The organism is Chryseobacterium sp. PET-29 (assembly GCF_025736815.1).
In the GTDB taxonomy this organism is placed as follows: domain Bacteria; phylum Bacteroidota; class Bacteroidia; order Flavobacteriales; family Weeksellaceae; genus Chryseobacterium; species Chryseobacterium nepalense.
In genome coordinates this window covers 482,232-505,128 of record NZ_CP107053.1, presented here as the reverse complement: position 1 = coordinate 505,128, position 22,897 = coordinate 482,232, and the positions used below count along the sequence as shown (strand labels likewise).

Here is a 22,897-nt window from a genome sequence, read left to right as displayed (position 1 = left end):
AATCACTAATTCTTTGCATCCCAAAGGCTCATAACCTTAATTCCTTCAATTGGTTTTGAAAGGATGATTTTCTTTGAGGTTTTTGGAAGCAGATCAAAAAAGTTATCGCTGAAATGGGTATCCCCAATCAAATAGACATCTTTAGCAAGCACATCCGTAAAAATTTCAATTTCCGTGGGAGAGATTTTCCTGATGGTCAGATTGGGTTTTGGTAGTTTTAGATCTTTTGGTTTTGCAAAGAAATAGTTGGTTTCTGCAATTACTTTTTCATTTTTTTCATCTCTTAACATTATATGTAAAAAAATTTCATTTCTGTCTGCATTTCCTATGATTTCTTCCAACGAAAAAGAATCAAAATTCAGCACTCCGTTTGATTCTAAAATTCTAGTCTCTGCCGCTGCTCCTGAACCTTTTTTCTCACCGTTAAATTTTAGAATATCAAAATCTAAAGATACATTTTCAAACGTTTTCAATCCGTCATTAATAACATAAAAGTCTAAAATTTCATCTTTTTCCTGCGGTAAAATCACCTGGTTTTCAAAACTTCTTTTCACCTGGTAATGCAGTGCTTTCCAGTTTCCCAGATAATCAATTGATGACCAGGAAACCACCGGCCAGCAATCGTTCAGCTGCCAGTACAACGTTCCCATATTGTATGGTTTTGCACGGCGGTGTGCTTCAATAGCAATCTGCATTCCGCGGGCCTGAAGCAACTGGGAAATATAGTTGTATTTCACAAAGTCTTTCGGAATGTTATAATCCCGTTTCATATAATTTTCGATAATCTCCCAGCCTCTGGAATGTTTTTCGTGCGCTTTGATAATTCCATTTTGCAAATTTAACTCTGGTTTTCCTGAAAACATGGATTTTGTAGTTTCCAGTGTCGGCATTCCCTGAAAACCATACTCAGAAGCAAAACGGGGAACTTTTTCATTATATATTTCAAATGGCTGCTCACCCCACCAGACGCCCCAGTAATGAGAATCCCCCTCTGTTAAACTTTCTTTATGTCCCCATCCTATAGAAGGCGAACTTTCCCAGTAAATCTGCTTATCCCGTGACGCATATTTTTGAATAGCATTGGGAATTATTTCATGGAAAATGGTCTTATAATCTTTCCATACCTGAAGAGAATCTTCTTTGGAATATTTAAACTGCTTCTGATATCCCCAGTTGACTATCGCTTCATCGATTTCATTATTTCCGCACCATAAAGCCAGGGAAGGATGATTTTGAATCCTTTCTATCTGGTCTCTCACTTCCAGTTCCACATTTTTCTGAAATTTTTCATCTGCCGGATAAAAGCTTCCCGCAAACATAAAATCCTGCCAGACTAAAATTCCGTTTTCATCACAGGCTTTATAGAATTCGTTGTCTTCGTAAATTCCGCCGCCCCAGACCCGGATCATGTTCATATTGGCTTCTTTACAGTCTTTGATGAGTTTTTGGTATTTTTCTTTGCTCATTCTTGGTGAAAAGCTGTCTCCGGGAATCCAGTTGGCTCCTTTGGCGTACATTGGTTTTCCATTCACTTTGAAATAAAAAGATTTTCCTTTTTCATCTTTTCCCTGAACTAATTCTATGGTTCTTAAGCCAATGCGCTCAGTTTTTTTATCTAAAATATCAATTCCTCTTTTGACAGAAATTTCAAAATCATACAATTTCGGCTTTCCCACTCCGTTCGGCTGCCAAAGTTCCGGATTAAAAATCTTATAGGGAATTTCAATAAAATTTATTCCTTTTTTCAGAAGCACGGAAACTGATTTTTCATTTAAAAAGACAATGGTTTTATTCTGTTCGTTACTTTCAGAGAAAATCTCGGCTTTCCATACCAAAACAGCTTGTTTCTCTCCTAGATCAAGCGTTTCGTACTGAATATTGTTAATTTTCGCATGATTCCAGAATTCCAGCTTTACATTTTTCCAGATTCCGGCAGTAACGAGTCTTGGTCCCCAGTCCCAGCCAAACTGGTATTGTGCTTTTCTTACAAAACTTCTGGGAGATTCAGGCATAGTAAATGGTACTTTTGCAGCCAGTTCATTTCCGGTTTTTACTGCAGATCTGAATTTAACCTGTAAAATATTTTCTCCTTTTTTTAAATAAATCTTTACAGGAACTGTCCATTTTCTGAACATATTATCTGTCGTCTGAATCAATTTTCCGTTCAAATAAATATCGGAGAAAGTATCAAGTCCCTCAAAAACCAGATCTATATTCTGATTTTCCAGTTCTTTTCCCGAAACGGTAAATTGAGTCTGATAATCCCAGTTTTCATTTTCTATCCACTGCACTTTTTTTTCATTTTCATCTTTGAAAGGATCCGGAATGATATTATTTTTCATCAAATCCAAATGTACTGTTCCCGGCACGGAGGCTGTGAGCCAGTTATTTTCTTTGGCATTTTTAAAGTTCCATTTTTCTGAGGATAAATTACGCTCTGAAAACTGAGCGTTGATTAAAATTTGTGTGAAAAAGAATGTGAAAAGTAAAATTTTTTTCATTATAATTTATTTACTATTCGATGGATGCCATCTTTAATAAGTGTTGTATTAAAGTTAATAAGAAGCCCAAGTTTTATGTTTGCTAATTTTAAATAAGTTAATAATTGGGCGTTAAAAACAGGATGTATTTCCAGTACGGATTTCACCTCAATTATTACTTTGTCTTCGATAAGCAAATCAATTTTGTAAGCATTTTCAATATTCATTTTTTTATATTGTAAGGGCAGATAAATTTGCTGTTTAACATTGAATCATGATTGTTTTAGTTCATATGCTAAAGCTGATTCGTAAGTACTTTCTAATAAACCGACTCCAAGATTTTTGTGTACTTCGATTGCTGATCCTATTATTTTGTAGGATAATTCATTTTCTATCATTTATTATTGTGTTTTTATTTTTTAACGCAAAGATTTAATTTTAGTAATTACTAAATTTTAAGTGAGCAAAGAAGAATCAATTAAAAATTGATTTTATGAAGCTAAGGTTCTAGCCATTCAGCTTAATCAGCGACTTTGTCGCAATACTTTGCTTCCTTATAAATATAAAATTAAATAAATCTTTGCGTTAAAATTTCATATTATTATTATTTATTCTTCATAGCAACAATCTCTTCAGAATTCGCAAAATTTTCTGTTAACATTAAATCCTGATTGTTTCAGTTCATATGCTAAAGCTGATTCGTAGGTACTTTCTAATAAACCAACTCCAAGATTTTTGTGTACTTCAATTGCTGATCCTATTATTTTATAGGATAATTCATTTTCTATCATTTATTATTGTGTTTTTATTTTTTAACGCAAAGATTTAATTTTAGTAATTACTAAATTTTAAGTGAGCAAAGAAGAATCAATTACAAATTGATTTTATGAAGCTAAGGTTCTAGCCATTCAGCTTAATCAGCGACTTTGTCGCAATACTTTGCTTCCTTAGATAAATATAAAATTAAATAAATCTTTGCGTAAAATTTCATATTATTATTTATTCTTCATCGCAACAATCTCTTCAGAATTCGCAAAAACACCACCATCGGTAATTGCTGAAGAATGGTAATATCCGGCTTTAGTAAACTCACGGATTTCTTCGATATTGGAAGAACGAAGTCCGCCACCGACAAGAATTTCAATTCTGCCGTTGGATAACTCTACCAGTTTTTTAAGATTTTCTTTGCCTTCTAAGACATTGGCTTTTTGTCCGGAAGTAAGAATGGTTTTAAAACCACAATCAATTATTTTTTCCAGAGAATTTTCTAAATCTTTTGCACGGTCGAAAGCTCGGTGAAAAGTGCAGGGATAAGGACTTGCCAGCTCAACTAAAGCTCTATTTTGCTGAATATTAACCTCATCATTTTCATCCAAAATCCCGAATACAAAGCCGTCTGCACGTAATGATTTTAAATGAATTAAATCTGATTTCATCTGCTCAAACTCTTCATCTGTATAAGTAAAATCCCCACCACGAGGACGAATCATCACAAACATCGGAATGTTGATTTTTCCACGAAGCTGCTGTACGGTTTTAAAATCCGGTGTGGTTCCGCCTTCGCTTAATCCTTCGCACAGTTCTATTCTATCTGCTCCGTTTTCAAAAGCGATTATTGCCGATTCGGGATTAAAGCACGCTATTTCTATTTTTGACATCGTTGTAATTTAAGTTTGGACTAAAGCCAATATTTTTTTATTTCGAAAAATAAGCTAAAGCCCGTTACTATTAATCTTTTCTAATTGTTTGATTACAAAAAATTTATTTTAATGCAAAACCCGGCTTTTCCAGGCGGTTTCCTTTGTGGTCGTAAACAGCAAAATTAAACCCATCCTGAATGCAGTATGAGCCGTATTCTCCTTTTTTATTAATGGCAATAAAACCTACCTGGATGTCCTTCAGATTTTTATTTCTTCTCTTCGTAATCTGTACAATTCTCTCCACTGCTTCTTTACAGGCCTGCTGCGGCGTTCTTCCTTGTCTCATTAATTCTACGACCAAATGTGTTCCCACCGTTCGGATCACTTCTTCGCCATGACCTGTCGCTGTTGCTGCTCCGACTTCATTATCTACAAACAAGCCCGCTCCTATAATCGGAGAATCTCCTACTCTTCCATGCATTTTAAAAGCCATTCCGCTGGTGGTACAGGCACCGGAAAGATTTCCATGAGCATCCATCGCAATCATCCCGATAGTATCGTGATTTTCTATATTGACAACCGGTTGATATCTGCTGTCTTTGAGCCATTCTTTCCATTCTTTTTCTGATTCGGGGGTAAGAATATTTTCTTTTTTAAATCCCTGTGAAACAGCAAATTGCAATGCTCCGTCTCCTACCAGCATTACATGAGGTGTTTTTTCCATGACTGCTCTTGCCACAGAGATCGGATTTTTGATATTTTCAAGACATGCTACTGAGCCGATATTATAATTTTCATCCATGATGCAGGCATCCAGAGTTACCCTTCCGTCTCTGTCGGGTCTGCCTCCGTAACCGACGCTTCTTTCATCCGGATCATCCTCTACAAGCCGGACGCCTTTTTCTACGGCATCCAAAGCCCTACCTCCTTTATCTAAAATTTTCCAGGCTTCTTCATTGGCTTTCAAACCAAAATTCCAGGTGGAAAGAACAATCGGTTTGTTAATTATTGTATTGTTGTTTTCAGGAAGGTCTTTAGCCAGTACATCCAATGGACTTGCCGCTAAAGCCAGCGAAGCGATTGCCGATTTTTTCAGAAACTTTCTTCTACTTTGCATGCTTAGATTTATTTGGCTCCAAATTAAGGATTTTTCGCATTTGCAGGAAATAAAAAAGCGGTAGATTTCCTACCGCTCAAATGATTTTTATTGAAAATTAATGAGGTAACTTTTCCCTGAAATATCCATAAACCCAGGTTCCGAAAATGGCGCTGATTAAAGTAACAACAATCGCCAAAGTTCCGGTTCCGATCTGAGCGAAAAGCGGACCGGGACACGCTCCCGTTATGGCCCATCCAAATCCGAAGATCAATCCGCCATAAATTTGGCCTTTATTGAATTTCTTTGGAGCAATGGAAATTTTTTCGCCATAAATGGTTTTGATGTTTAATTTTTTAATAATAAACACTGAAATCATTGCGGTTACAACAGCACTTCCTATAATTCCGTACATGTGAAAAGATTGCAGACGAAACATTTCCTGAATCCTGAACCAGCTGATGACTTCCGCCTTCACAAATACAATTCCAAAGAGAATTCCCACTACGAGATATTTTAAATGATGATACCACTGATGTTTAAGGTGACTTTCGTTGGTACAGATACTGTCCTGATGCCGTATATCTTGTTCTTTTTTCATTTTTATTTAATTAAAGTGAAAGGATGACTGGCAGAATTACATTCGCCATTAAAAAACCTCCTGCCATAAAACATATTGTTGCAATAAGGGATGGCCACTGCAAATTAGACAGTCCCATAATGGCGTGTCCGCTGGTACATCCGCCCGCATAACGCGTCCCGAAACCGACCAGAAATCCGCCGACAACCATAATAATGAAACCTTTCAGAGTAAAAAGACCGGCAAAATTCATGAGCTGTACCGGAACCATATTGCTGTAGTCTGTAATTCCGTAAGTTGCTAATTCGGATTTAAGAGCTGCACTGACAGAAATTTCTCCCGGATTTATCAAAAATCGAGAAGCAATAATTCCTCCCAATAGAATTCCGAAAACGAAAAATAGATTCCACATCTCTTTTTTCCAGTCGTATTTGAAAAACTTGATGTCTGAAGGAATACATGCTGCACACACATGCCTCAGCGATGAACTGATCCCGAAAGATTTATTGCCTAAAATAAGTAAAGCCGGAACGGTAAGTCCTATTAACGGCCCCGCAACATACCATGGCCAGGGTTGTTTGATTATTTCTAACATTGATTGTAAATTTATTTTTATTTTAAAACTTTACTCTGACACACAAAATCACTTACAGGAACCTCAGTTTGGGAAATCGCATTAAATCCACCTTCGATTTCACTGAAATTTCTGTAGCCTCTCGCCTGAAGAATACTTGCTGCCATCATGCTTCTGTAGCCTCCTGCGCAATGAAGATAAAAATGTTCTGCCGGACCAATTGAACCGATCCATTCATTAATATAGGCTAGCGGTTTATTAAATGCCTGATCGACGTGTTCTGCATTATATTCGCTTTCTTTTCGGACATCGATAATTGTTGCATCTTTATCTTTGGTTTCTTTTTCAAATTGTTGTACTGAAATTCTGTTAACGTAATCCGTTTCCTTTCCGCTTGTTTTCCACGCTTCAAAACCACCTTTCAGAAATCCGAGAACATTGTCGAATCCTACCCTGCTCAATCTGGTCATGGTTTCCTCTTCTTCATTTTGGCCAGCGATAAGAAGGATCGGCTGTTTTACATCCACTATCAAAGCTCCGACCCAAGGTGCAAAATCGCCATTCAGACCAATATTGATTGATTGCGGAACAAATCCTTTCGCGAAATCTTCATTATTTCTTACATCTAAAATTAACGCTCCGGAATGTTCTGCGATTTCTTCAAATTCATCCGGAGAAAGAGCCTGTAAACCTTTTGACAGGACCTCATCAAAACTGCTGTATCCTTTTTTATTCATAGCCACATTCATTCCGAAGTAAGCCGGAGGCGGAAGAAGACCTTCTGTTACTGCTTTTATAAAGCTTTCTTTATCCTCTTGGTTCAGCGCATAATTGGTTTTCTTTTGATTTCCCAATGTATCTATCGTTTCTTTCTGCATATTTTTTCCGCAGGCAGAACCCGCTCCGTGAGCCGGATAAATGGTAATATCATCGTCTAAAGGTAAAATTTTGTTGTACAGGCTTTCATATAACAACCCGGCCAGTTCTTCCTGTGTCAGATTTGCTGCTTTCTGTGCTAAATCAGGACGACCAACATCTCCTAAAAACAAAGTATCCCCGCTAAATAAAGCTGTTTCTTTTCCATTCTCATCAATCAGCAGAAAAGATGAACTTTCAAGGGTGTGACCAGGAGTATGCAGCACTTTTATTTTAATATTTCCTACCTCAAAAATCTGATTGTCTTCTGCAATGATGGCTTCAAATTCAGGTTTTGCGGTCGGCCCGTAAACAATAGGTGCATTTGTTTTTCTGCTCAGATCCAGATGTCCACTTACAAAATCTGCATGAAAGTGTGTTTCAAAAATATATTTAAGTTTAACATTGTCTTTTTCCAGCCGGTCGATGTAAGGCTGAGTTTCTCTCAATGGGTCTATCATTACTGCTTCACCATTAGAAATGATATAATATGCTCCCTGAGCTAAACATCCTGTATAAATCTGTTCTATTTTCATTTTTGATGATTTTAAATTTTACTTATTATTTATTGATACAAATTTCCGGGTTTGGGATTGGGTGTACAGCTACTTTTGTTACAGAACGGGATTTTTTTAAACATGAAGTTCGCAGGTTTCGCAGATGAAGCGAATGTTTTTGAATGTTTTTACTTTATCAGGAGATTATCATGCTGGAAGCATCTCGGTGTCGTTATATATTTTTAACGCAAAGAACGCAAAGAGTTTTTTGACTATTAACTGTTTTTTTAAGTTCGCAAAGGCGTTATACTTAGCCAAGTCCGCAAAGTGAAATTATTACAGAAAGCAAACTAAATTTAATTCTCGCTGATTCCGCAGATGACGCAGATTTATTTGAACGCTTTTACTTTATCAGGAGATTGTCATGCTGGAAGCTTCTTGATATCCGAATTTTTTTTAACGCAAAGAACACTAAGATTTGTGACTACTAAACGTTTTTAAGTTCGCAAAGGCGTTTCACTCAGCTAAGAGCGCAAAGAATTTGGAAAGTAATACAGTTTATTTTCTCACGCAGATTTTACGGATGACGCAGATTTTGTAACCTTTACTTATCAGGAGAGTGTCATGCTGGAGTTTCCCGATATCCGAAATATTTTTTAACGCAAAGGCCGAAAAGTTTTTTTGACGACTAACTGTTTTTTTTAAGTTCGCAAAGCCGTTTCACTCAGCAAAGGTTAAAAGATTTTACTTTATCGGAAAATTGTCATGCTGGAAGCTTCCTGATATCCGAATTTTTTTTAACGCAAAGAACACTAAGATTTGTGACTACTAAACGTTTTTAAGTTCACAAAGGCGTTTCACTCAGCTAAGAGCGCAAAGAATTTGGAAAATAATACAGCTTAATTTCTCACGCAGGTTTACGGATGACGCAGATTTTGTAACCTTTACTTATCAGGAGAGTGTCATGCTGGAGTTTCCCGATATCCGAAATATTTTTTAACGCAAAGGCCGAAAAGTTTTTTTGACGACTAACTGTTTTTTTTAAGTTCGCAAAGCCGTTTCACTCAGCAAAGGTTAAAAGATTTTACTTTATCGGAAAATTGTCATGCTGGAAGCTTCCTGATATCCGAATTTTTTTAACGCAAAGGACACTAAGATTTGTGACTACTAAACGTTTTTAAGTTCGCAAAGGCGTTTCACTCAGCTAAGAGCGCAAAGAATTTGGAAAGTAATACAGTTTATTTTCTCACGCAGATTTTACGGATGACGCAGATTTTGTAACCTTTACTTATCAGGAGAGTGTCATGCTGGAGTTTCCCGATATCCGAAATATTTTTTAACGCAAAGGCCGAAAAGTTTTTTTGACGACTAACTGTTTTTTTTAAGTTCGCAGAGCCGTTTCACTCAGCAAAGGTTAAAAGATTTTACTTTATCGGAAGATTATCATGCTGGAAATAGCTGCCATAAAAAATTAAAAGAAAATTTCTTTTATGATGATATAAATTCCCATCAGGAGAATAAACCACCCGAAAGCAGGTTTAAGTTTTTTACCTTCGATTTTTTTGGACAGCCGAGAACCGATAATAATTCCTATAACTGCAATTAATGATATGATTGCCAGGAATTTCCAGTCGATCACAACATTATGCATTGATGAGAAAAAACCGATAAGTGAGTTGAATGAAATGATGACAAGAGATGTCCCGATAGCTACTTTCATGGGGGTTTTGAGAAGACTGACCAAAGCCGGAATAATCAGAAATCCGCCGCCTGCGCCCAGGAGACCTGTCAGGATTCCGACGATTGAGCCTTCTCCGGCCGCGAGAAGTATATTATTTCCACGGTTTGTTTCAGGCTGATATTCTGTATTTTTCCTTATCATCTTGTAAGAAGCCAGCATCATTAATCCCGCAAAAATCAACAGCAGTAAAATATCTTTTGTCACCACAAAATTATCAACTGTAAATACATGATCGGGAATTAAAGGTAAAATATAACGACGTGTAAGAAAAATGGAAATAATTGAAGGAATTCCGAAAATAAAAGCTGTTTTAAAATTTACCAATCCTTTTTTGAAGTACGAAACCGAACCGACAACACTGCTTATTCCTACAATAAAAAGTGAATATTCCGTAGCCAGAAAAGCGTCTAATCCAAAAATATAAACCAGAACGGGGACAGTAAGAATACTTCCGCCACCGCCGATTAACCCCAATGAAATCCCTATTAAAACCGATGCGATATATCCAAAAATTTCCATTTTCTCAACTTTATGATGCAAAATTGAATATATCGGAAAAGATATACCGCTACTTTTGTTACAGAAGGTTTTTTTTTAACGCAAAGGTCGCGAAGATTTTTTTTAACTACTCAATGTTTTTAAGTTCGCAAAGCCGTTTCACTCAGCAAAGATTAAAAGCTGTTACCTTATCAGCAGATTGTCATGCTGGAAGCATCTTGATATCGTTATATATTTTAACGCAAAGATTGCGAAGATTTTTTGACTACTCAATGTTTTTAAGTTCGCAAAGCCGTTTCACTTAGATAAGCACGCAAAGAGATTCATGGAAGTACATTAAATGCTGAACTACGTTTGTAAACCTTCATATTACACTCAGCAAAGCCGCTAAAAAGTTTTAAATGTCTTCCAAAATGGTAATTTTATTTCTTCCAAGCTGAAGTTTACCCGCATCTTCCAGCTGTTTCAGCAATCGGGAGACCACAACTCTTGCCGTTCCGAGTTCATTGGCAAGCTGTTCGTGTGTAATAATTATTGTTTTGGAATTTAAAATTTCCGATTTTTTGTGGAGAAGATTCAGCAGCCTCTCATCTACTTTTTTAAAAGCGATGGCATTGATAATATCCAAAAGCTCTTCAAAACGTTTATGATACAGTCTGAAAATATAATCCAGCCATTCCGGATATTCTTTGATGAATAAAGAAACTTTATCTATCGGCAGAAAAAGAATTTCGGTATCTTCTTCTACTTCGGCTTTTACGATGCTCTTTTCATTGTGCATTCCGCCCAGAAAAGACATGATACAGCTTTCTCCTGCTTTAATGTAATACAGAAGAATTTCCCGGCCGTCTTCTTCGGTGCGGATCACCTTCAGCATTCCTTTCATCACGATCGGAATTGAACGGATGGATGAATTTTCATCCAATATAATATCGCCTTCGTGATACGTCTTCGTGATCCCATACTGATATAGCTTTTCTACCAGTTCAGGCGAAGAAGTAAATTCTGAAGAAAGAACCGAATCCTGCATAATAAAATTTCTAAGGCTAATTTACACCAATTTCGTCAACAAAAAGCCATGCTTTGGAATCTGCACCCGGATTTCCGGCAGGGATAATTCCAGCGTTTTCTATATTAACTTTAATATATTTTGAATTCTGAATGCCTACATTCACTTTGATTTTACCTTTTGCTGAAAGGATTTCCTCTTTTCCGATTTCTTTAATGAGTTTAAAATCCGTTCCGTTGTCTGAAACGAAAATCTGAGCTGATTTTGCGAAATGAATCCAACTTCCTTTGTTGTCTAAAGTATTAAAGTACACCTCTGAAAACCGCGTTTTCTGTCCGAAATCAATCGTAGCCACAACATCTTTTCCCTGAAAGCCAAGCCATGTTTTTCCCAATTGCTTTTGATTTCCGATAATTCCGTCAACTAAAGTGAATTCACCTCCGAATGAATAATTTTCATCAGGTTGGCTTTCTAATGTTATGGGTTTTCCGGTAGTTTTAGAAATCACAAAATCTTGCGAAGAAACGGCACTTTGAAGTCCACCTTCAAAATAAGCTGATTTAATGGTCATGGTTTTTGAAACGGGAATTGGAACGTCATACGTTTGGGAATTTTCTGTGGGAACACTCCCGTCTGTTGTGAAACGAATTCCTTCCGGCTTCTGCGATGTTGAAAGTTTATACGAAATACCTCCTACTCTCGGTTGCACTTTCCCATTGATATTGTAAATACTTTTCGCATAATTGATACCCATTTTATCCAACACCTTAAATTCATTAATTACTCTTCCTTCAAATTCTTTATAATTTTTAGGATCAGCTGTTCCCCAACCAACTTCAGAAAGAGCGAATAATCTCGGGAAAATCATGTATTGAACCTGCTTAAAATCAAGAATATACTCCGTCCACAGATTTGCCTGAACCCCTAAAATATATTTTGACTGTTCTGCATTCAGTTCTTCCGGAATTGGATTGTAAGAATACACTTTATCTAAAGGGGTAAATCCTCCGAAAGCATTCGGTTCCGTTGCAGGATCTCCCTGATAATGATCGAAATAGCAATAAGATCCTGGAGTCATGACTGCAAAATGACCTGTTTTTGCAGCTTCCACACCGCCTTTTATGCCCGTCCAGCTCATTACAGCAGCATTCGGGGCCAGTCCGCCTTCCAGAATTTCGTCCCATCCTATGATTTTTCTTCCTTTTGAATTGACATATTTTTCAATTCTGTGGATAAAATAGCTTTGAAGCCCATGTTCATCTTTCAGATTATTTTTTCTGATTAATTTCTGGCAATGCGGACATTCTTTCCATCTGGTTTTCGGGCATTCATCGCCACCAATGTGAATATATTGTGAAGGAAAAAGCTGAATTACCTCATCCAGAACATTTTCTAAAAATGTAAAAGTTTCCTCTTTCGGACAAAAAACATCATCAAAAACGCCCCATTTTGTAGCCGGCTCAAAAGGACCTTTTGTACAGGCCAATTCCGGATAGGCAGAAAGTGCTGCTAAAGCGTGACCCGGCATTTCAATTTCCGGAACAACAGTGATATGTCTTTCCTGAGCATATTTTACCACTTCTTTTATCTGATCCTGGGTGTAAAAATAAGGCCCATAAGGCTTTCCGTCGAAGGTATTATCAACATAGGCTCCGATCATCGATTCCTTTCTTTTTGAACCGATCTGTGTCAATTTCGGGTATTTTTTGATTTCAATTCTCCAGCCCTGATCGTCGGTTAAATGCCAGTGAAACGTATTCAGCTTGTACATCGCAAGATAATCGATGTACTGCTTCACCTCATCAACCGTAAAGAAGTGGCGACAAACGTCAAGGTGCATTCCTCTCCAGGCAAATTTTGGTTCATCCTCAATTTTCATTGCCGGAATTTTTCCCGAATCTTTGTATTGTTCCAATAACTGAATTAATGTCTGAAGGGCGAGAAAATATCCCTGGTCCGTATTGGAGCTGATAACAATTGCCCTGGGTGAAATGTCAATTGAATATTTTTCTTTTTTCTGCTGACCGATTACGGATTGTGGAGTAAAAAGAGTATTAACCAAGTGAGCGCCTTCCTCCTTTTTCCCGGAGCTGAAAGTAAACATTCCCGCTGTTCGCTTTTTAAAATAAGCAGTTTCTTTTACCGGAAGATTTTTATCAAATTTAAAATTTTCAGGAATAATAAATTCTCCTTTCTGAAATTCAACTTTCTGCGGATATGGAATGAGGTGAAGTTTATTTTGCGAAAAAGCCACTCCTGAAAAGAAAAGAAGAATAAGTAAGAAAGCGCGTATCATGTAATTTTTAGGTTTTTGCTAAGATACTTATTTCTCGAATAATTTTCGCGCCTTTAATTTTCTGCCTTAAAATTATCCTTATAAACAAAAAACCTTGCCAGCGACAAGGTTTGTATTTATTTAAAACTGCATTTCAGGAATTTCACCTTCTATAATAAGATCAGCTTCTGTTGATTTTATGATGTGTTCTACGGAAACTCCCGGAGCTCGTTCAATAAGTTTGAAACCTTCAGGCGTAACATCCAGCACGGCCAATTCGGTGACAACTCTTTTAACACAATTTACTCCTGTTAAAGGAAGCGTACATTTTTTGAGGATTTTGCTTTCTCCTGCTTTGTTGACGTGCATCATGGCGACAATAATATTTTCTGCAGAGGCCACAAGGTCCATCGCACCGCCCATTCCCTTCACCATTTTTCCCGGGATTTTCCAGTTGGCGATATCTCCGTTTTCTGCAACTTCCATGGCACCAAGAATGGTAAGATCTACTTTTTTGCTTCTGATCATCCCGAAACTGAAAGCAGAATCAAAGAAGGAACCTCCGTCCAGAATGGTAATCGTCTGCTTCCCTGCATTGATGATATCTGCATCCTCTTCACCTTCATACGGAAACGGTCCCATTCCCAACACTCCGTTTTCACTCTGAAATTCTACATTAAGATTTTCCGGAACGTAATTGGCAACCAATGTCGGGATTCCGATTCCTAGGTTTACGTAATACCTGTCTTTTACTTCTCTGGAAATTCTTTGTGCAATTTGTTCTTTCGTTAGCATAGCTTAATCTTATCCTGCCAAATTAGCCATTTTTACGGAATTACAAAATACCTTTCTTTCTTATCCTATGATATATTTTGAATCTCTATTTGTTGTAACTTTGTACGTTTTTAATTTTACCGATGAAAATTTTATTACATTACCTTAAACCTTACAAATGGCTGATTATCATTTCACTGTTCTTAGCCTCTGTTAATCAGGTTTTTTCTTTATTTGCACCCGCTATTACCGGAAACATATTAGATAAACTCGTAACGCATCCCAATTTTTTCGATAAAGAGAAAACGCTCCCGAGAAATATGAATGAATATCTTTATGGAACTGATATTTATCATGGTGTTTTCTATTTTCTGGCCCTGTTAGTTGGTACTGCCATGATCAGCCGTATTGCTAAAGCTTTCCAGGATTATGTGGTGAATGTAATTATTCAGAAGTTTGGTGCCAAAATTTTCACAGATGGCTTAAAACATTCGATGCGACTGCCTTTTCAGGAGTTTGAAGATCAGAGAAGCGGTGAAACCCTTTCCATATTAACAAAGGTGCGTGAAGATACCGTGAAATTCATCAATAATTTCATTAATGTATTCTTCGGAATTCTGGTGAGTATTATCTTCGTGTCGGTGTATGCCATTCGTCTTCACTGGTCGATCATGCCGGTTTACGTTGTGGGAATTATTCTTATCGCGGTAGTAACCAATTTGCTGAGTAAAAGAATCAAAACCATTCAGAAAAATATTGTTACGGAGACCACCAATCTTGCGGGAAGCACCACGGAAAGCCTCAGGAATATTGAAATCGTAAAAAGTTTAGGACTCACCAGCCAGGAAGTTGAGCGTCTTAACAACAATACCTATAAAATCCTGAATCTGGAACTGCGAAAAGTAAAAAGCATCCGTTCCCTGAGCTTTGTACAGGGAACACTGGTCAATTTTTTACAGCAGACCATTACTTTTACTTTATTGTTATTGATTTTTAAAAACATTGTAACTCCGGGACAGTATTTATCGTTAATGTTTTACGGATTCTTCATTTTCGGGCCGATGCAGGAAATCGGGAATATCATTATTTCCTATCGGGAGGCACAGGCTTCGCTGAACAATTTCGACCGGGTGATGAAAAAAGAAGTTGAGCCTAAGCCTTTAACTCCGAAGAAAATCGGGGCTATTGAAGAGCTTGAATTTCAAAATGTTTCTTTCCAACATCAGACTGCCCATTATAAAGCTTTAAATTCTATCTCATTCAACGTAAAAAACGGGGAAACAATTGCCTTTGTAGGACCGAGCGGTTCAGGAAAAAGTACTTTGGTAAAACTTCTTGTAGGATTGTACAGACCTCAGGAAGGTTCTATTTTATACAATAATATTGACGGAAAGGAATTCGATTTTGATGAACTGAGGAACCAGATCGGGTTTGTGACCCAGGACACGCAGCTTTTTGCAGGAACCATAAAAGAAAATCTTTTGTTTGTGAATCCTTCCGCAACGGAAGAAGATCTGCAGTTGGCATTAAAAAAATCGAGCTGCAGCAATCTTTTAGAACGTGCAGAAAACGGAATTGAAACCGTAATCGGAGAAGGAGGTTTGAAATTAAGCGGTGGTGAGAAACAGCGAATTGCCATTGCCAGAGCCTTGTTAAGAAAACCGCATTTACTGATTTTTGATGAGGCAACTTCCGCTTTAGACAGTATTACGGAAGAAGAAATTACCACTACCATTAAAGAAATTTCTAAGGAAAAAGAACAGATTACCGTTCTTATTGCCCACAGATTAAGCACCATTATGCATGCAGACCGAATTTTCGTTCTGGAACGCGGACAGATAGTAGAAACTGGTTCTCATCTCAATCTTATTGAAGAAAAAGGATTGTATTATGCAATGTGGAGGCAGCAGATTGGGGAAAGGAAAACTTTAGTATAGATGAGATGAAAGTTGGAAGCTGGATGATGGAAGTTTATGTGACTGTGAGATTCTTCACTTTGTCAGAATAACAATTAGTACTTTATAACTAAAATAAATTACCCCGAAAGTTGATTTCGGGGTATTATTTTTCAAGAACTGATAAAAAATTAATCTCTTTTTCTAACCGTTCTCTGCTCGATTCTCTTTTCAAATTTTTCTCCCTGGAAAATTCGCTGGATCATGATTCCCGGAATGTGAATCTGGTTGGGATCCAATACTCCTGGTTCTACCAGTTCTTCCACTTCAGCGATGGTAATTTTTCCTGCACCGGCCATCGGATGATTAAAATTTCTTGCAGATCCTTTGAAAATAAGGTTTCCTGCGTGATCTCCTTTCCATGCTTTGACGATTGAAAAATCTGCTTCAAAGGCATATTCCAGAATATGAGGTTTCCCTTTGAAATCTTTCACTTCTTTTCCTTCCGCCACTTCAGTACCGAAGCCTGCAGGCGTATAAAAAGCAGGAATTCCGGCTTGTGCTGCTCTGCATTTTTCTGCCAGTGTTCCCTGTGGTGTCAGTTCCACTTCCAGTTCTCCGGAAAGCATCTGTCTTTCAAATTCTGCATTTTCACCTACATAAGAGGAAATCATTTTTTTGATCTGCCTTTTTTTCAGAAGCAGTCCCAATCCGAAATCATCAACGCCGGCATTGTTTGAAATACAGGTTAAGTCTTTTACATCACTCTCCACCAGTGCATTAATTGAGTTTTCAGGTATCCCGCAAAGTCCGAATCCGCCCAGCATCAATGTCATTCCATCCTTAATTCCCTCAATGGCTTCCTTTGCATTTTTTACTCTTTTATCTATCATGAAATATTAGATTTTCTGTTGGCTTAAATTTAATACTTTTTCTCAGATTTCAGAATAATGGATCGTCATTTAAGCATTTGTTGTACCGGATCACCGATAACCATCCTGATGATGGTCTGGATTTTGGTTAAGATATCTACACCTTATCACATAAATACAGTATTATGGAAACGAAAAACATTTCAAGAGTTGCTCTTGGCGCATTTCTTATCACCGCAGGAATCGGACATCTCACATTTGCAAGAAAAGAATTTCAGGCGCAGGTTCCCGAATGGGTTCCTCTGGATAAAGATGACACTGTTGTCTATTCCGGAATTGCGGAAATTGCTTTAGGCACCGCCATGATTGTAACACCAAAAAAATACCGGAAAACAATGGGAAAAATTGTAGCAGGATTTTTTGCAGCCGTACTCCCCGGAAATATTGCCCAATATAAAAACAGACGCGATTCTTTCGGACTAAATACCGATAATCAAAGATTTGCCAGGCTTTTTATGCAGGCACCTTTAATAGCATGGGCACTGAAATCTACTGATGAATAAATATAAAAATCGGCAAAAATTAAAATTTTTGCCGATTTTTGATGTGGGATTATTTTTTTATCCATTGGACGTAAGTCCAATGTTGGTTTAGGTCGTCCCTCCGGGACTCTTTATCGGATATATTTTAATCTAATTATTATTTTATTCATTGGACTTACGTCCAATGCTGTTTTAGGTCGTCCCTTCGGGACTCTTACTGAATGATTAATTTTAAAGTAAATAATTTTCTGGTATGTACTTTTACAAAATAGACGCCTTTCGGAAGGTTTTCATTCACCAGGGAGAAACGCTGGTTGTTGATATTTTTTGATTCATAGAGAAGATCTCCGTTTGCTGAAAGCAATTCTATTTTTTCTATGGGATAATCACTCTTTATAAAGGTAGGTTCTCCCGGTTTTGTAGGATTCGGATACAAGATTACATTTTTCTCAGTAGTTTTTGTTTCTCCCGTTCCCAATGTCGGGCCGGTTACCTGAAACTGTACCCTGTTGGATACCTCGGTATACGAATCATTGGTAAACATTACCATGTAATAATTTCCGGGTGTTGTTGGAACTGCTGTTCCCTGAATGGTTTTTGTACCTTGGGTAATTCCTTCAAAATACGTATAAGAAATAAAATTATCATCTGGAACGGTAATATTCTGAGGATAAATTCCCAGCCAGTCTTTGATGATACCCGGAGAATCGGTCCAGGAAGCGGTAATATTTTCACCTAATGTGTAAACAGGCTTATTGGTCCAGAGTTCGGTTACAATATCTCCGACTTTAAAGAAAACTTTTTCGCCTATTGTCGTGTAACCATCTTCTAAGAAATACTGTGCATAATAATATCCTTTTGCAAGACCTGTGAAATTGAGTGTACCAGAAGCCGTGGTCACGTAGCTCCATTGTGTAGAATTTACATTCCCCGGCGTATGTCCCATTTTATAGATTCCGATCCAGTCTTTGGTAAGATTTGGTCCGTTGGAGAAATTAACAGTTACCGTTCCGCCAACAGGATACACATCAGAAGTTGTTGAAAGCACCACTTTCGGTCCTACATAAAAGTTTTTCCTTGGGGTAATTTCCGTATAGCTGTTGTTCGCAAAAAAGCCTGCAAAATACTGACCTTTAGTAGCAATTCCGTTCGGAAATGAAGCTGTTCCCGATGTCTGTCCGTTGGTATAAACGTAAGCCTGGGAAGTTACCGCCGCAGTATTCTGGCCTTTCTTGTAAATTCCTACCCAATCCTGATTATTTCCCGGGCCATCTGTAAAATTGGCTGTAATTGGTTCGTTTTGGAGATATTCTGTTTTATTTAAAGTAAAAACAGGATTTGAAACAACACTTCCGGTTACCGAAAATTCTTTTACATCGCTCCAGTCACTCCATTCCATATTTCGGTCTCTGTAGCGTACTTTCACATAATAAACACCATTGGTAATAGAATTTGCACCGATCGTAGCTTTTGTAATATCAACGCCGGCATTAAGGTTTTTGGTAATATCAGGCGTTCCGTTTCCGTCTTTCCCAAACCAGTTTTCGTAATCTCTGTAAAATTCCTTTTCAATAATGGAAAAATCGGCAGCTTTACTAATTAAAAACTGAGTCGTATTCAGCAATTCTCCGTTCGAACTTGAAAATGCACTTCCGTTTAAAGTTAAAGGCAAAGTAACCGGCGTAGTAAATATATTTGAAATAGAAGGTTTTGCAGGTTTCGGCTGATTTTTATACCGGTGGAACGTATCAATCAGTTCATTATATTTTTTGTGATACACTCCTCCGATGGAATAAGATTCAACATCTACTTTTCCTGTGTTCACATCTACTTCCACGATCTGGTACGTCCAGTCAGTAAGGGTTTTCTGAACATCATCAAAATCCTGTTCGGTAGACATTCCCCAATACTGGTCCCATGCAACACCACCGGAAATAATCTGGTAATTCGGTGTATTTTTCAGCTGTCCCCTGTGATACAAATGGTGATGCGCTCCGACGTGCATTAAATATTTTGAAGAAGTGGTTAAAAGAGGAACAGCACTGTTTCTTACCCACGTTGAAATATCTCCTACATATTGCTCTGCCTGGTAAGGTCTGTGACTTAAAGAAATAATCCAGTCTACAGTAGAATCGTTCTCAGCTGCATTTAAAATCTGCTGCAGCCAGGTCATCTGCGCAGAACCGGTATGTTCAGAACTTAAACTGATAAACAAAACATTTCCTGCCTGCTGAGCGTAATAGTTCTCATTTCCGGATGAGATATTTTTATATTTTATTTCATCAATATAAAAGTGGGCATAATAAGAATTCATTCCAAGAGTTCCGTAGGTTTCGTGATTTCCTACCGTGGTCTGTATAGGAAGATATGGTGAAAGATTGATATTCTTTTTAAAATGAACATTTTCATAATGATCGAGTGTTCCCACATCCACCTGATCTCCGACCATAAAAGTCAAAGCAACATTATCGGAAGGATCAGAATTTGGACCGAACTTTTCCTTTAGCTTTTTATAGGCATTTAGCGTTAAGGTGTCATATCTCGGTTCTGCCTTGATTTGATTGTCTCCCATAATCAGGAAACGGATTTTCCCGTTAGCCGTTGCAGCCTGCCCCGGCAAAGGCAGTGTTCTGAAATTGTAAACCGCAGATTCGCTGCTTCCTGTTCTGATTTTGTAATAATATTTCGTGTTCGGCTGAAGGTTGGTGATTTTTGCCGTATGATAATAATAATTATTGTTGTAACCGGTATCGGAAAATATATTAGTGGTTCCGGTAAAGGTCACATTAAGATTGGCTGGATTGGTTCCGTAAAAAACGGTTGTTTCGGTATTTGATGATGTTTTCCAGCTGACAATCATTGAATTCGGTGTCGGATTTTGTAAATAAGGATACAGAGCCTGCCCGAAAGCCATCTGGACGGCAAAGCAAAAAAAGAATAAAAGCTGTTTCATGAGTACAATTTGTATAATGTTTTAATAGTTTAGCTGATAACAGTAAGGCTGAAGAAACCCTTTTTATCATCGTGCAAAAGTAAAATACACATGTAAACTGTATCTGATGGTAACTTCAAGGAAATATTAATTTATACCCGGAATTTTCTTTAAAATTTCATTATATTTTAATGGTAATGTGTTTGGAATATTGAAAAAAAGATTTGTATATTTGCAACCTGTTATTCAACCTCTGACGAAGTCCGTGTAAGTTGCTTAGCTTAAACATTTTATTTTATTAATAATGGATTTATTAAAGTACGTACAAGACAAGTACATTACAAAAAAAGAATTCCCTGAATTCAAAGCGGGTGATACGATCACTGTTTATTACGAGATTAAAGAAGGTCAGAAAACAAGAACTCAGTTCTTCAAAGGAACAGTTATCCAATTAAGAGGTACCGGTTCTACAAAAACTTTCACGATCAGAAAAATGTCTGGTGATGTAGGAGTAGAAAGAGTATTCCCAATCAACATGCCTGCTCTTCAAAAAATTGAAGTTGACAGAAGAGGTAGAGTTAGAAGATCAAGAATCTACTACTTCAGAGACCTTAGAGGTAAAAAAGCGAGAATTAAAGACGCTGCTTACAAGAAGAAATAATTCAGACAACAATACATACGGAAAGAGACTGCTTACTTTAAGCGGTCTTTTTTCATTTTTAGCTTTGGCAGCACTTTCATATTGCTACAATATTTGATTTTTATTCAATAAATTTAAATATATTTGTGATTATCAAATAGTCATTCTTAAAAATACCCCATAATATTTAATAATTAAAACAACTATGAAACGAGCCATCCTACTATCCGCTTTTTTATTGTCTCAATTTGGGACATCGCAGCTTTTAAAAACCAACGGCCAAAAAATCGTTAACGACAAAGGTGAAAATGTACAACTGAGAGGTCTGGGTCTTGGAGGATGGATGCTTCAGGAAGGCTATATGCTGAAGACGGCAGATTTTGCCGGACCTCAATACAAAATCAAAGAAAAAATTGCTGAACTCATCGGAGAAGACGGAATGAATGAGTTTTACAAAGCATACCTTAAAAACGGCATTACCAAACAGGATATTGATTTTTTGAAGAAAGCCGGATTCAATTCGATAAGACTTCCGATGCACTACAATCTTTACACCTTACCTATTGAAAAAGAATCTAAAAAAGGTCAAAATACCTGGCTGGAAGAAGGTTTTAAGATGACCGATGATCTTTTAAAATGGTGTGCCGACAATAAAATGTACCTGATCCTGGATCTGCACGCTGCTCCGGGCGGACAGGGAAATGACGTGAATATTTCCGACAATGACAAATCAAAACCTTCTCTTTGGGAAAGTGAGGAAAATCAGAAAAAAACAATTGCGCTATGGAAAAAACTGGCAGAAAGATATAAAGATGAGCCATGGATCGGAGGATATGATTTAATCAATGAACCCAACATCAATTTCACCGGAAAAAATCCGAACGGAACCGATGAAATGTCGAATGCACCGCTTTGGAAACTTCAGAAAGATATTACGGAAGCTATACGTACGGTTGATAAAAAGCACATCATCATCATTGAAGGAAACGGCTGGGGAAATAATTACAATGGACTTACGCCGCTTTGGGACAACAATATGGTTTTCAGCTTTCATAAATACTGGAATTATACGGATGATGCTACGATTAAATTTGCATTGGATCTTCGTGAAAAGCACAATATTCCGATCTGGCTGGGCGAAACAGGTGAAAACTCAAATGTGTGGTTTACGGAGCTGATTCAGCTTTTGGATAAACACAACATCGGTTATGCATTCTGGCCAATGAAAAAAATCGATAATATTGCAGGAGTTACCAACGTAAAAATCACTCCCGAATATCAGAAATTGTTGAATTACTGGCAGAACGGCGGCGAAAAACCTTCGAAAGAATTTGCCAAAAAAGCGCTGATGCAGATTGCAGAAAACTATAAATTCAGCAATGTTGAGGTTAAAAATGATGTGATTGATGCGATGTTCAGGCAGACAACGGATGCTTCCACAAAACCTTTTAAAAATCTTCAGGCTCCCGGTAAAATTTTGGCAACCGATTATGATCTGGGAAGAATGGGTTCAGCTTACCTTGATAATGATTATGTGAATCTTTGGGTAAGTGATCCGGCGAAAAGATCCGAATGGAATTCAGGAAACCAGCTGAGAAATGATGGCGTCGACATTTATAAATCCAATACCAATGAATATTACGTAGGAAAAACGGAAAGCGGAGAATGGCTTCAATATACCATTAACGCCAAAACCGACAAAACCTATACTTTCGATTTTAATTATGCAAGCAGCAATGCAGCAAAAATCAGGATTGAAGATGCTTCAGGAAAACAATTATCTACTGTTTCATTAGCATCCACAGGCGGCAATGAGAACTGGAAAACCCTTTCTGTGAAAGGTATCAGACTTAAAAAAGGAGAAAATAAAATCCGGATCTATTTCGAAAATGATGGTATAAACCTTAATTATTTTGAGGTGAAATAAGAAAAAATCT

Annotated in this window: 17 protein-coding genes and 1 pseudogene; 4 read left to right on the top strand and 14 right to left on the bottom strand. The window is 37.4% G+C overall.

The genetic code is table 11. The features are described 5' to 3' along the window. Positions 1-5 precede the first annotated feature (5 nt). The 12 genes and pseudogenes from ODE14_RS02175 to ODE14_RS02120 all read right to left on the bottom strand — a co-directional run bounded on the left by ODE14_RS02175 (position 6) and on the right by ODE14_RS02120 (position 14,100). Entirely contained in the window at positions 6-2,501 is a 2,496-nt protein-coding gene (locus tag ODE14_RS02175; protein WP_263602794.1) for a beta-mannosidase, read from the bottom strand. Continuing rightward, positions 2,501-2,878 (bottom strand): annotated as a pseudogene (locus tag ODE14_RS02170) (GxxExxY protein). The gene ODE14_RS02175 and the pseudogene ODE14_RS02170 overlap by 1 nt, the downstream one beginning before the upstream one ends. A gap of 234 nt (positions 2,879-3,112) precedes the next feature. Further along, positions 3,113-3,271: a GxxExxY protein gene (locus tag ODE14_RS02165; RefSeq protein ID WP_263602793.1), complete on the bottom strand. Its 159-nt coding sequence runs from the start codon at positions 3,269-3,271 to the stop codon at positions 3,113-3,115. A gap of 204 nt (positions 3,272-3,475) precedes the next feature. Next, positions 3,476-4,138: a copper homeostasis protein CutC gene (locus tag ODE14_RS02160; protein WP_263602792.1), complete on the bottom strand. Its 663-nt coding sequence runs from the start codon at positions 4,136-4,138 to the stop codon at positions 3,476-3,478. A 103-nt stretch (positions 4,139-4,241) separates the two neighbouring features. Continuing rightward, positions 4,242-5,237 carry an isoaspartyl peptidase/L-asparaginase family protein gene (locus ODE14_RS02155; RefSeq protein ID WP_263602791.1) on the bottom strand — a complete coding sequence of 332 codons (996 nt, stop codon included), beginning with the start codon at positions 5,235-5,237 and terminating at the stop codon, positions 4,242-4,244. Positions 5,238-5,334: 97 nt separating this feature from the next. After that, on the bottom strand, positions 5,335-5,817 hold the full coding sequence (locus ODE14_RS02150; RefSeq protein WP_263602790.1) for a YeeE/YedE family protein: 483 nt from the start codon (positions 5,815-5,817) through the stop codon (positions 5,335-5,337). A gap of 10 nt (positions 5,818-5,827) precedes the next feature. Further along, positions 5,828-6,391 (bottom strand): YeeE/YedE family protein, encoded by a 564-nt coding sequence (locus ODE14_RS02145; protein WP_263602789.1) that lies wholly within the window; start codon positions 6,389-6,391, stop codon positions 5,828-5,830. A 17-nt stretch (positions 6,392-6,408) separates the two neighbouring features. Then, positions 6,409-7,821, bottom strand: coding sequence for an MBL fold metallo-hydrolase (locus ODE14_RS02140; RefSeq protein WP_263602788.1), 1,413 nt, complete (start codon positions 7,819-7,821; stop codon positions 6,409-6,411). Positions 7,822-9,253: 1,432 nt separating this feature from the next. After that, positions 9,254-10,042 (bottom strand): sulfite exporter TauE/SafE family protein, encoded by a 789-nt coding sequence (locus tag ODE14_RS02135; protein ID WP_263602787.1) that lies wholly within the window; start codon positions 10,040-10,042, stop codon positions 9,254-9,256. Positions 10,043-10,418: 376 nt separating this feature from the next. Beyond that, on the bottom strand, positions 10,419-11,051 hold the full coding sequence (locus ODE14_RS02130; RefSeq protein WP_263602786.1) for a Crp/Fnr family transcriptional regulator: 633 nt from the start codon (positions 11,049-11,051) through the stop codon (positions 10,419-10,421). A gap of 16 nt (positions 11,052-11,067) precedes the next feature. Further along, the gene (locus tag ODE14_RS02125; RefSeq protein ID WP_263602785.1) at positions 11,068-13,326 is read right to left on the bottom strand and encodes a family 20 glycosylhydrolase; all 2,259 of its coding nucleotides are present in this window, start codon (positions 13,324-13,326) and stop codon (positions 11,068-11,070) included. Between the two features lie 120 nt (positions 13,327-13,446). Beyond that, on the bottom strand, positions 13,447-14,100 hold the full coding sequence (locus tag ODE14_RS02120; protein ID WP_263602784.1) for a CoA transferase subunit B: 654 nt from the start codon (positions 14,098-14,100) through the stop codon (positions 13,447-13,449). Positions 14,101-14,222: 122 nt separating this feature from the next. Here ODE14_RS02120 and ODE14_RS02115 point away from each other — a divergent pair, with 122 nt between their 5' ends. Beyond that, positions 14,223-16,016: an ABC transporter ATP-binding protein gene (locus tag ODE14_RS02115; protein ID WP_248393900.1), complete on the top strand. Its 1,794-nt coding sequence runs from the start codon at positions 14,223-14,225 to the stop codon at positions 16,014-16,016. A 149-nt stretch (positions 16,017-16,165) separates the two neighbouring features. Here the strand turns inward: ODE14_RS02115 and ODE14_RS02110 are convergent, their stop codons facing one another. Continuing rightward, positions 16,166-16,867: a CoA transferase subunit A gene (locus ODE14_RS02110; RefSeq protein ID WP_248393901.1), complete on the bottom strand. Its 702-nt coding sequence runs from the start codon at positions 16,865-16,867 to the stop codon at positions 16,166-16,168. A 164-nt stretch (positions 16,868-17,031) separates the two neighbouring features. Between ODE14_RS02110 and ODE14_RS02105 the strand changes: the two genes are divergently transcribed. Beyond that, complete coding sequence (locus ODE14_RS02105) at positions 17,032-17,409, top strand: hypothetical protein (protein ID WP_263602783.1); 378 nt, start codon at positions 17,032-17,034, stop codon at positions 17,407-17,409. Between the two features lie 193 nt (positions 17,410-17,602). Here ODE14_RS02105 and ODE14_RS02100 read toward each other — a convergent pair whose 3' ends face one another. Continuing rightward, complete coding sequence (locus ODE14_RS02100; RefSeq protein WP_263602782.1) at positions 17,603-20,341, bottom strand: fibronectin type III domain-containing protein; 2,739 nt, start codon at positions 20,339-20,341, stop codon at positions 17,603-17,605. A gap of 283 nt (positions 20,342-20,624) precedes the next feature. Here ODE14_RS02100 and rplS point away from each other — a divergent pair, with 283 nt between their 5' ends. Together rplS and ODE14_RS02090 are read left to right on the top strand one after the other, a co-directional pair. Continuing rightward, entirely contained in the window at positions 20,625-20,981 is a 357-nt protein-coding gene (gene rplS / locus ODE14_RS02095; RefSeq protein ID WP_034709455.1) for a 50S ribosomal protein L19, read from the top strand. A 184-nt stretch (positions 20,982-21,165) separates the two neighbouring features. Further along, the gene (locus tag ODE14_RS02090) at positions 21,166-22,887 is read left to right on the top strand and encodes a cellulase family glycosylhydrolase (protein ID WP_263602781.1); all 1,722 of its coding nucleotides are present in this window, start codon (positions 21,166-21,168) and stop codon (positions 22,885-22,887) included. The last annotated feature ends 10 nt before the right edge of the window (positions 22,888-22,897 follow it).

Bases quoted from the DNA above. Each gene is read 5' to 3' on its own strand.
- ODE14_RS02175 (WP_263602794.1), bottom strand. From the start codon at position 2,501: ATGAAAAAAATTTTACTTTTCACATTCTTTTTCACACAAATTTTAATC.
- ODE14_RS02165 (WP_263602793.1), bottom strand. From the start codon at position 3,271: ATGATAGAAAATGAATTATCCTATAAAATAATAGGATCAGCAATTGAA.
- ODE14_RS02160 (WP_263602792.1), bottom strand. From the start codon at position 4,138: ATGTCAAAAATAGAAATAGCGTGCTTTAATCCCGAATCGGCAATAATC.
- ODE14_RS02155 (WP_263602791.1), bottom strand. From the start codon at position 5,237: ATGCAAAGTAGAAGAAAGTTTCTGAAAAAATCGGCAATCGCTTCGCTG.
- ODE14_RS02150 (WP_263602790.1), bottom strand. From the start codon at position 5,817: ATGAAAAAAGAACAAGATATACGGCATCAGGACAGTATCTGTACCAAC.
- ODE14_RS02145 (WP_263602789.1), bottom strand. From the start codon at position 6,391: ATGTTAGAAATAATCAAACAACCCTGGCCATGGTATGTTGCGGGGCCG.
- ODE14_RS02140 (WP_263602788.1), bottom strand. From the start codon at position 7,821: ATGAAAATAGAACAGATTTATACAGGATGTTTAGCTCAGGGAGCATAT.
- ODE14_RS02135 (WP_263602787.1), bottom strand. From the start codon at position 10,042: ATGGAAATTTTTGGATATATCGCATCGGTTTTAATAGGGATTTCATTG.
- ODE14_RS02130 (WP_263602786.1), bottom strand. From the start codon at position 11,051: ATGCAGGATTCGGTTCTTTCTTCAGAATTTACTTCTTCGCCTGAACTG.
- ODE14_RS02125 (WP_263602785.1), bottom strand. From the start codon at position 13,326: ATGATACGCGCTTTCTTACTTATTCTTCTTTTCTTTTCAGGAGTGGCT.
- ODE14_RS02120 (WP_263602784.1), bottom strand. From the start codon at position 14,100: ATGCTAACGAAAGAACAAATTGCACAAAGAATTTCCAGAGAAGTAAAA.
- ODE14_RS02115 (WP_248393900.1), top strand. From the start codon at position 14,223: ATGAAAATTTTATTACATTACCTTAAACCTTACAAATGGCTGATTATC.
- ODE14_RS02110 (WP_248393901.1), bottom strand. From the start codon at position 16,867: ATGATAGATAAAAGAGTAAAAAATGCAAAGGAAGCCATTGAGGGAATT.
- ODE14_RS02105 (WP_263602783.1), top strand. From the start codon at position 17,032: ATGGAAACGAAAAACATTTCAAGAGTTGCTCTTGGCGCATTTCTTATC.
- ODE14_RS02100 (WP_263602782.1), bottom strand. From the start codon at position 20,341: ATGAAACAGCTTTTATTCTTTTTTTGCTTTGCCGTCCAGATGGCTTTC.
- rplS (WP_034709455.1), top strand. From the start codon at position 20,625: ATGGATTTATTAAAGTACGTACAAGACAAGTACATTACAAAAAAAGAA.
- ODE14_RS02090 (WP_263602781.1), top strand. From the start codon at position 21,166: ATGAAACGAGCCATCCTACTATCCGCTTTTTTATTGTCTCAATTTGGG.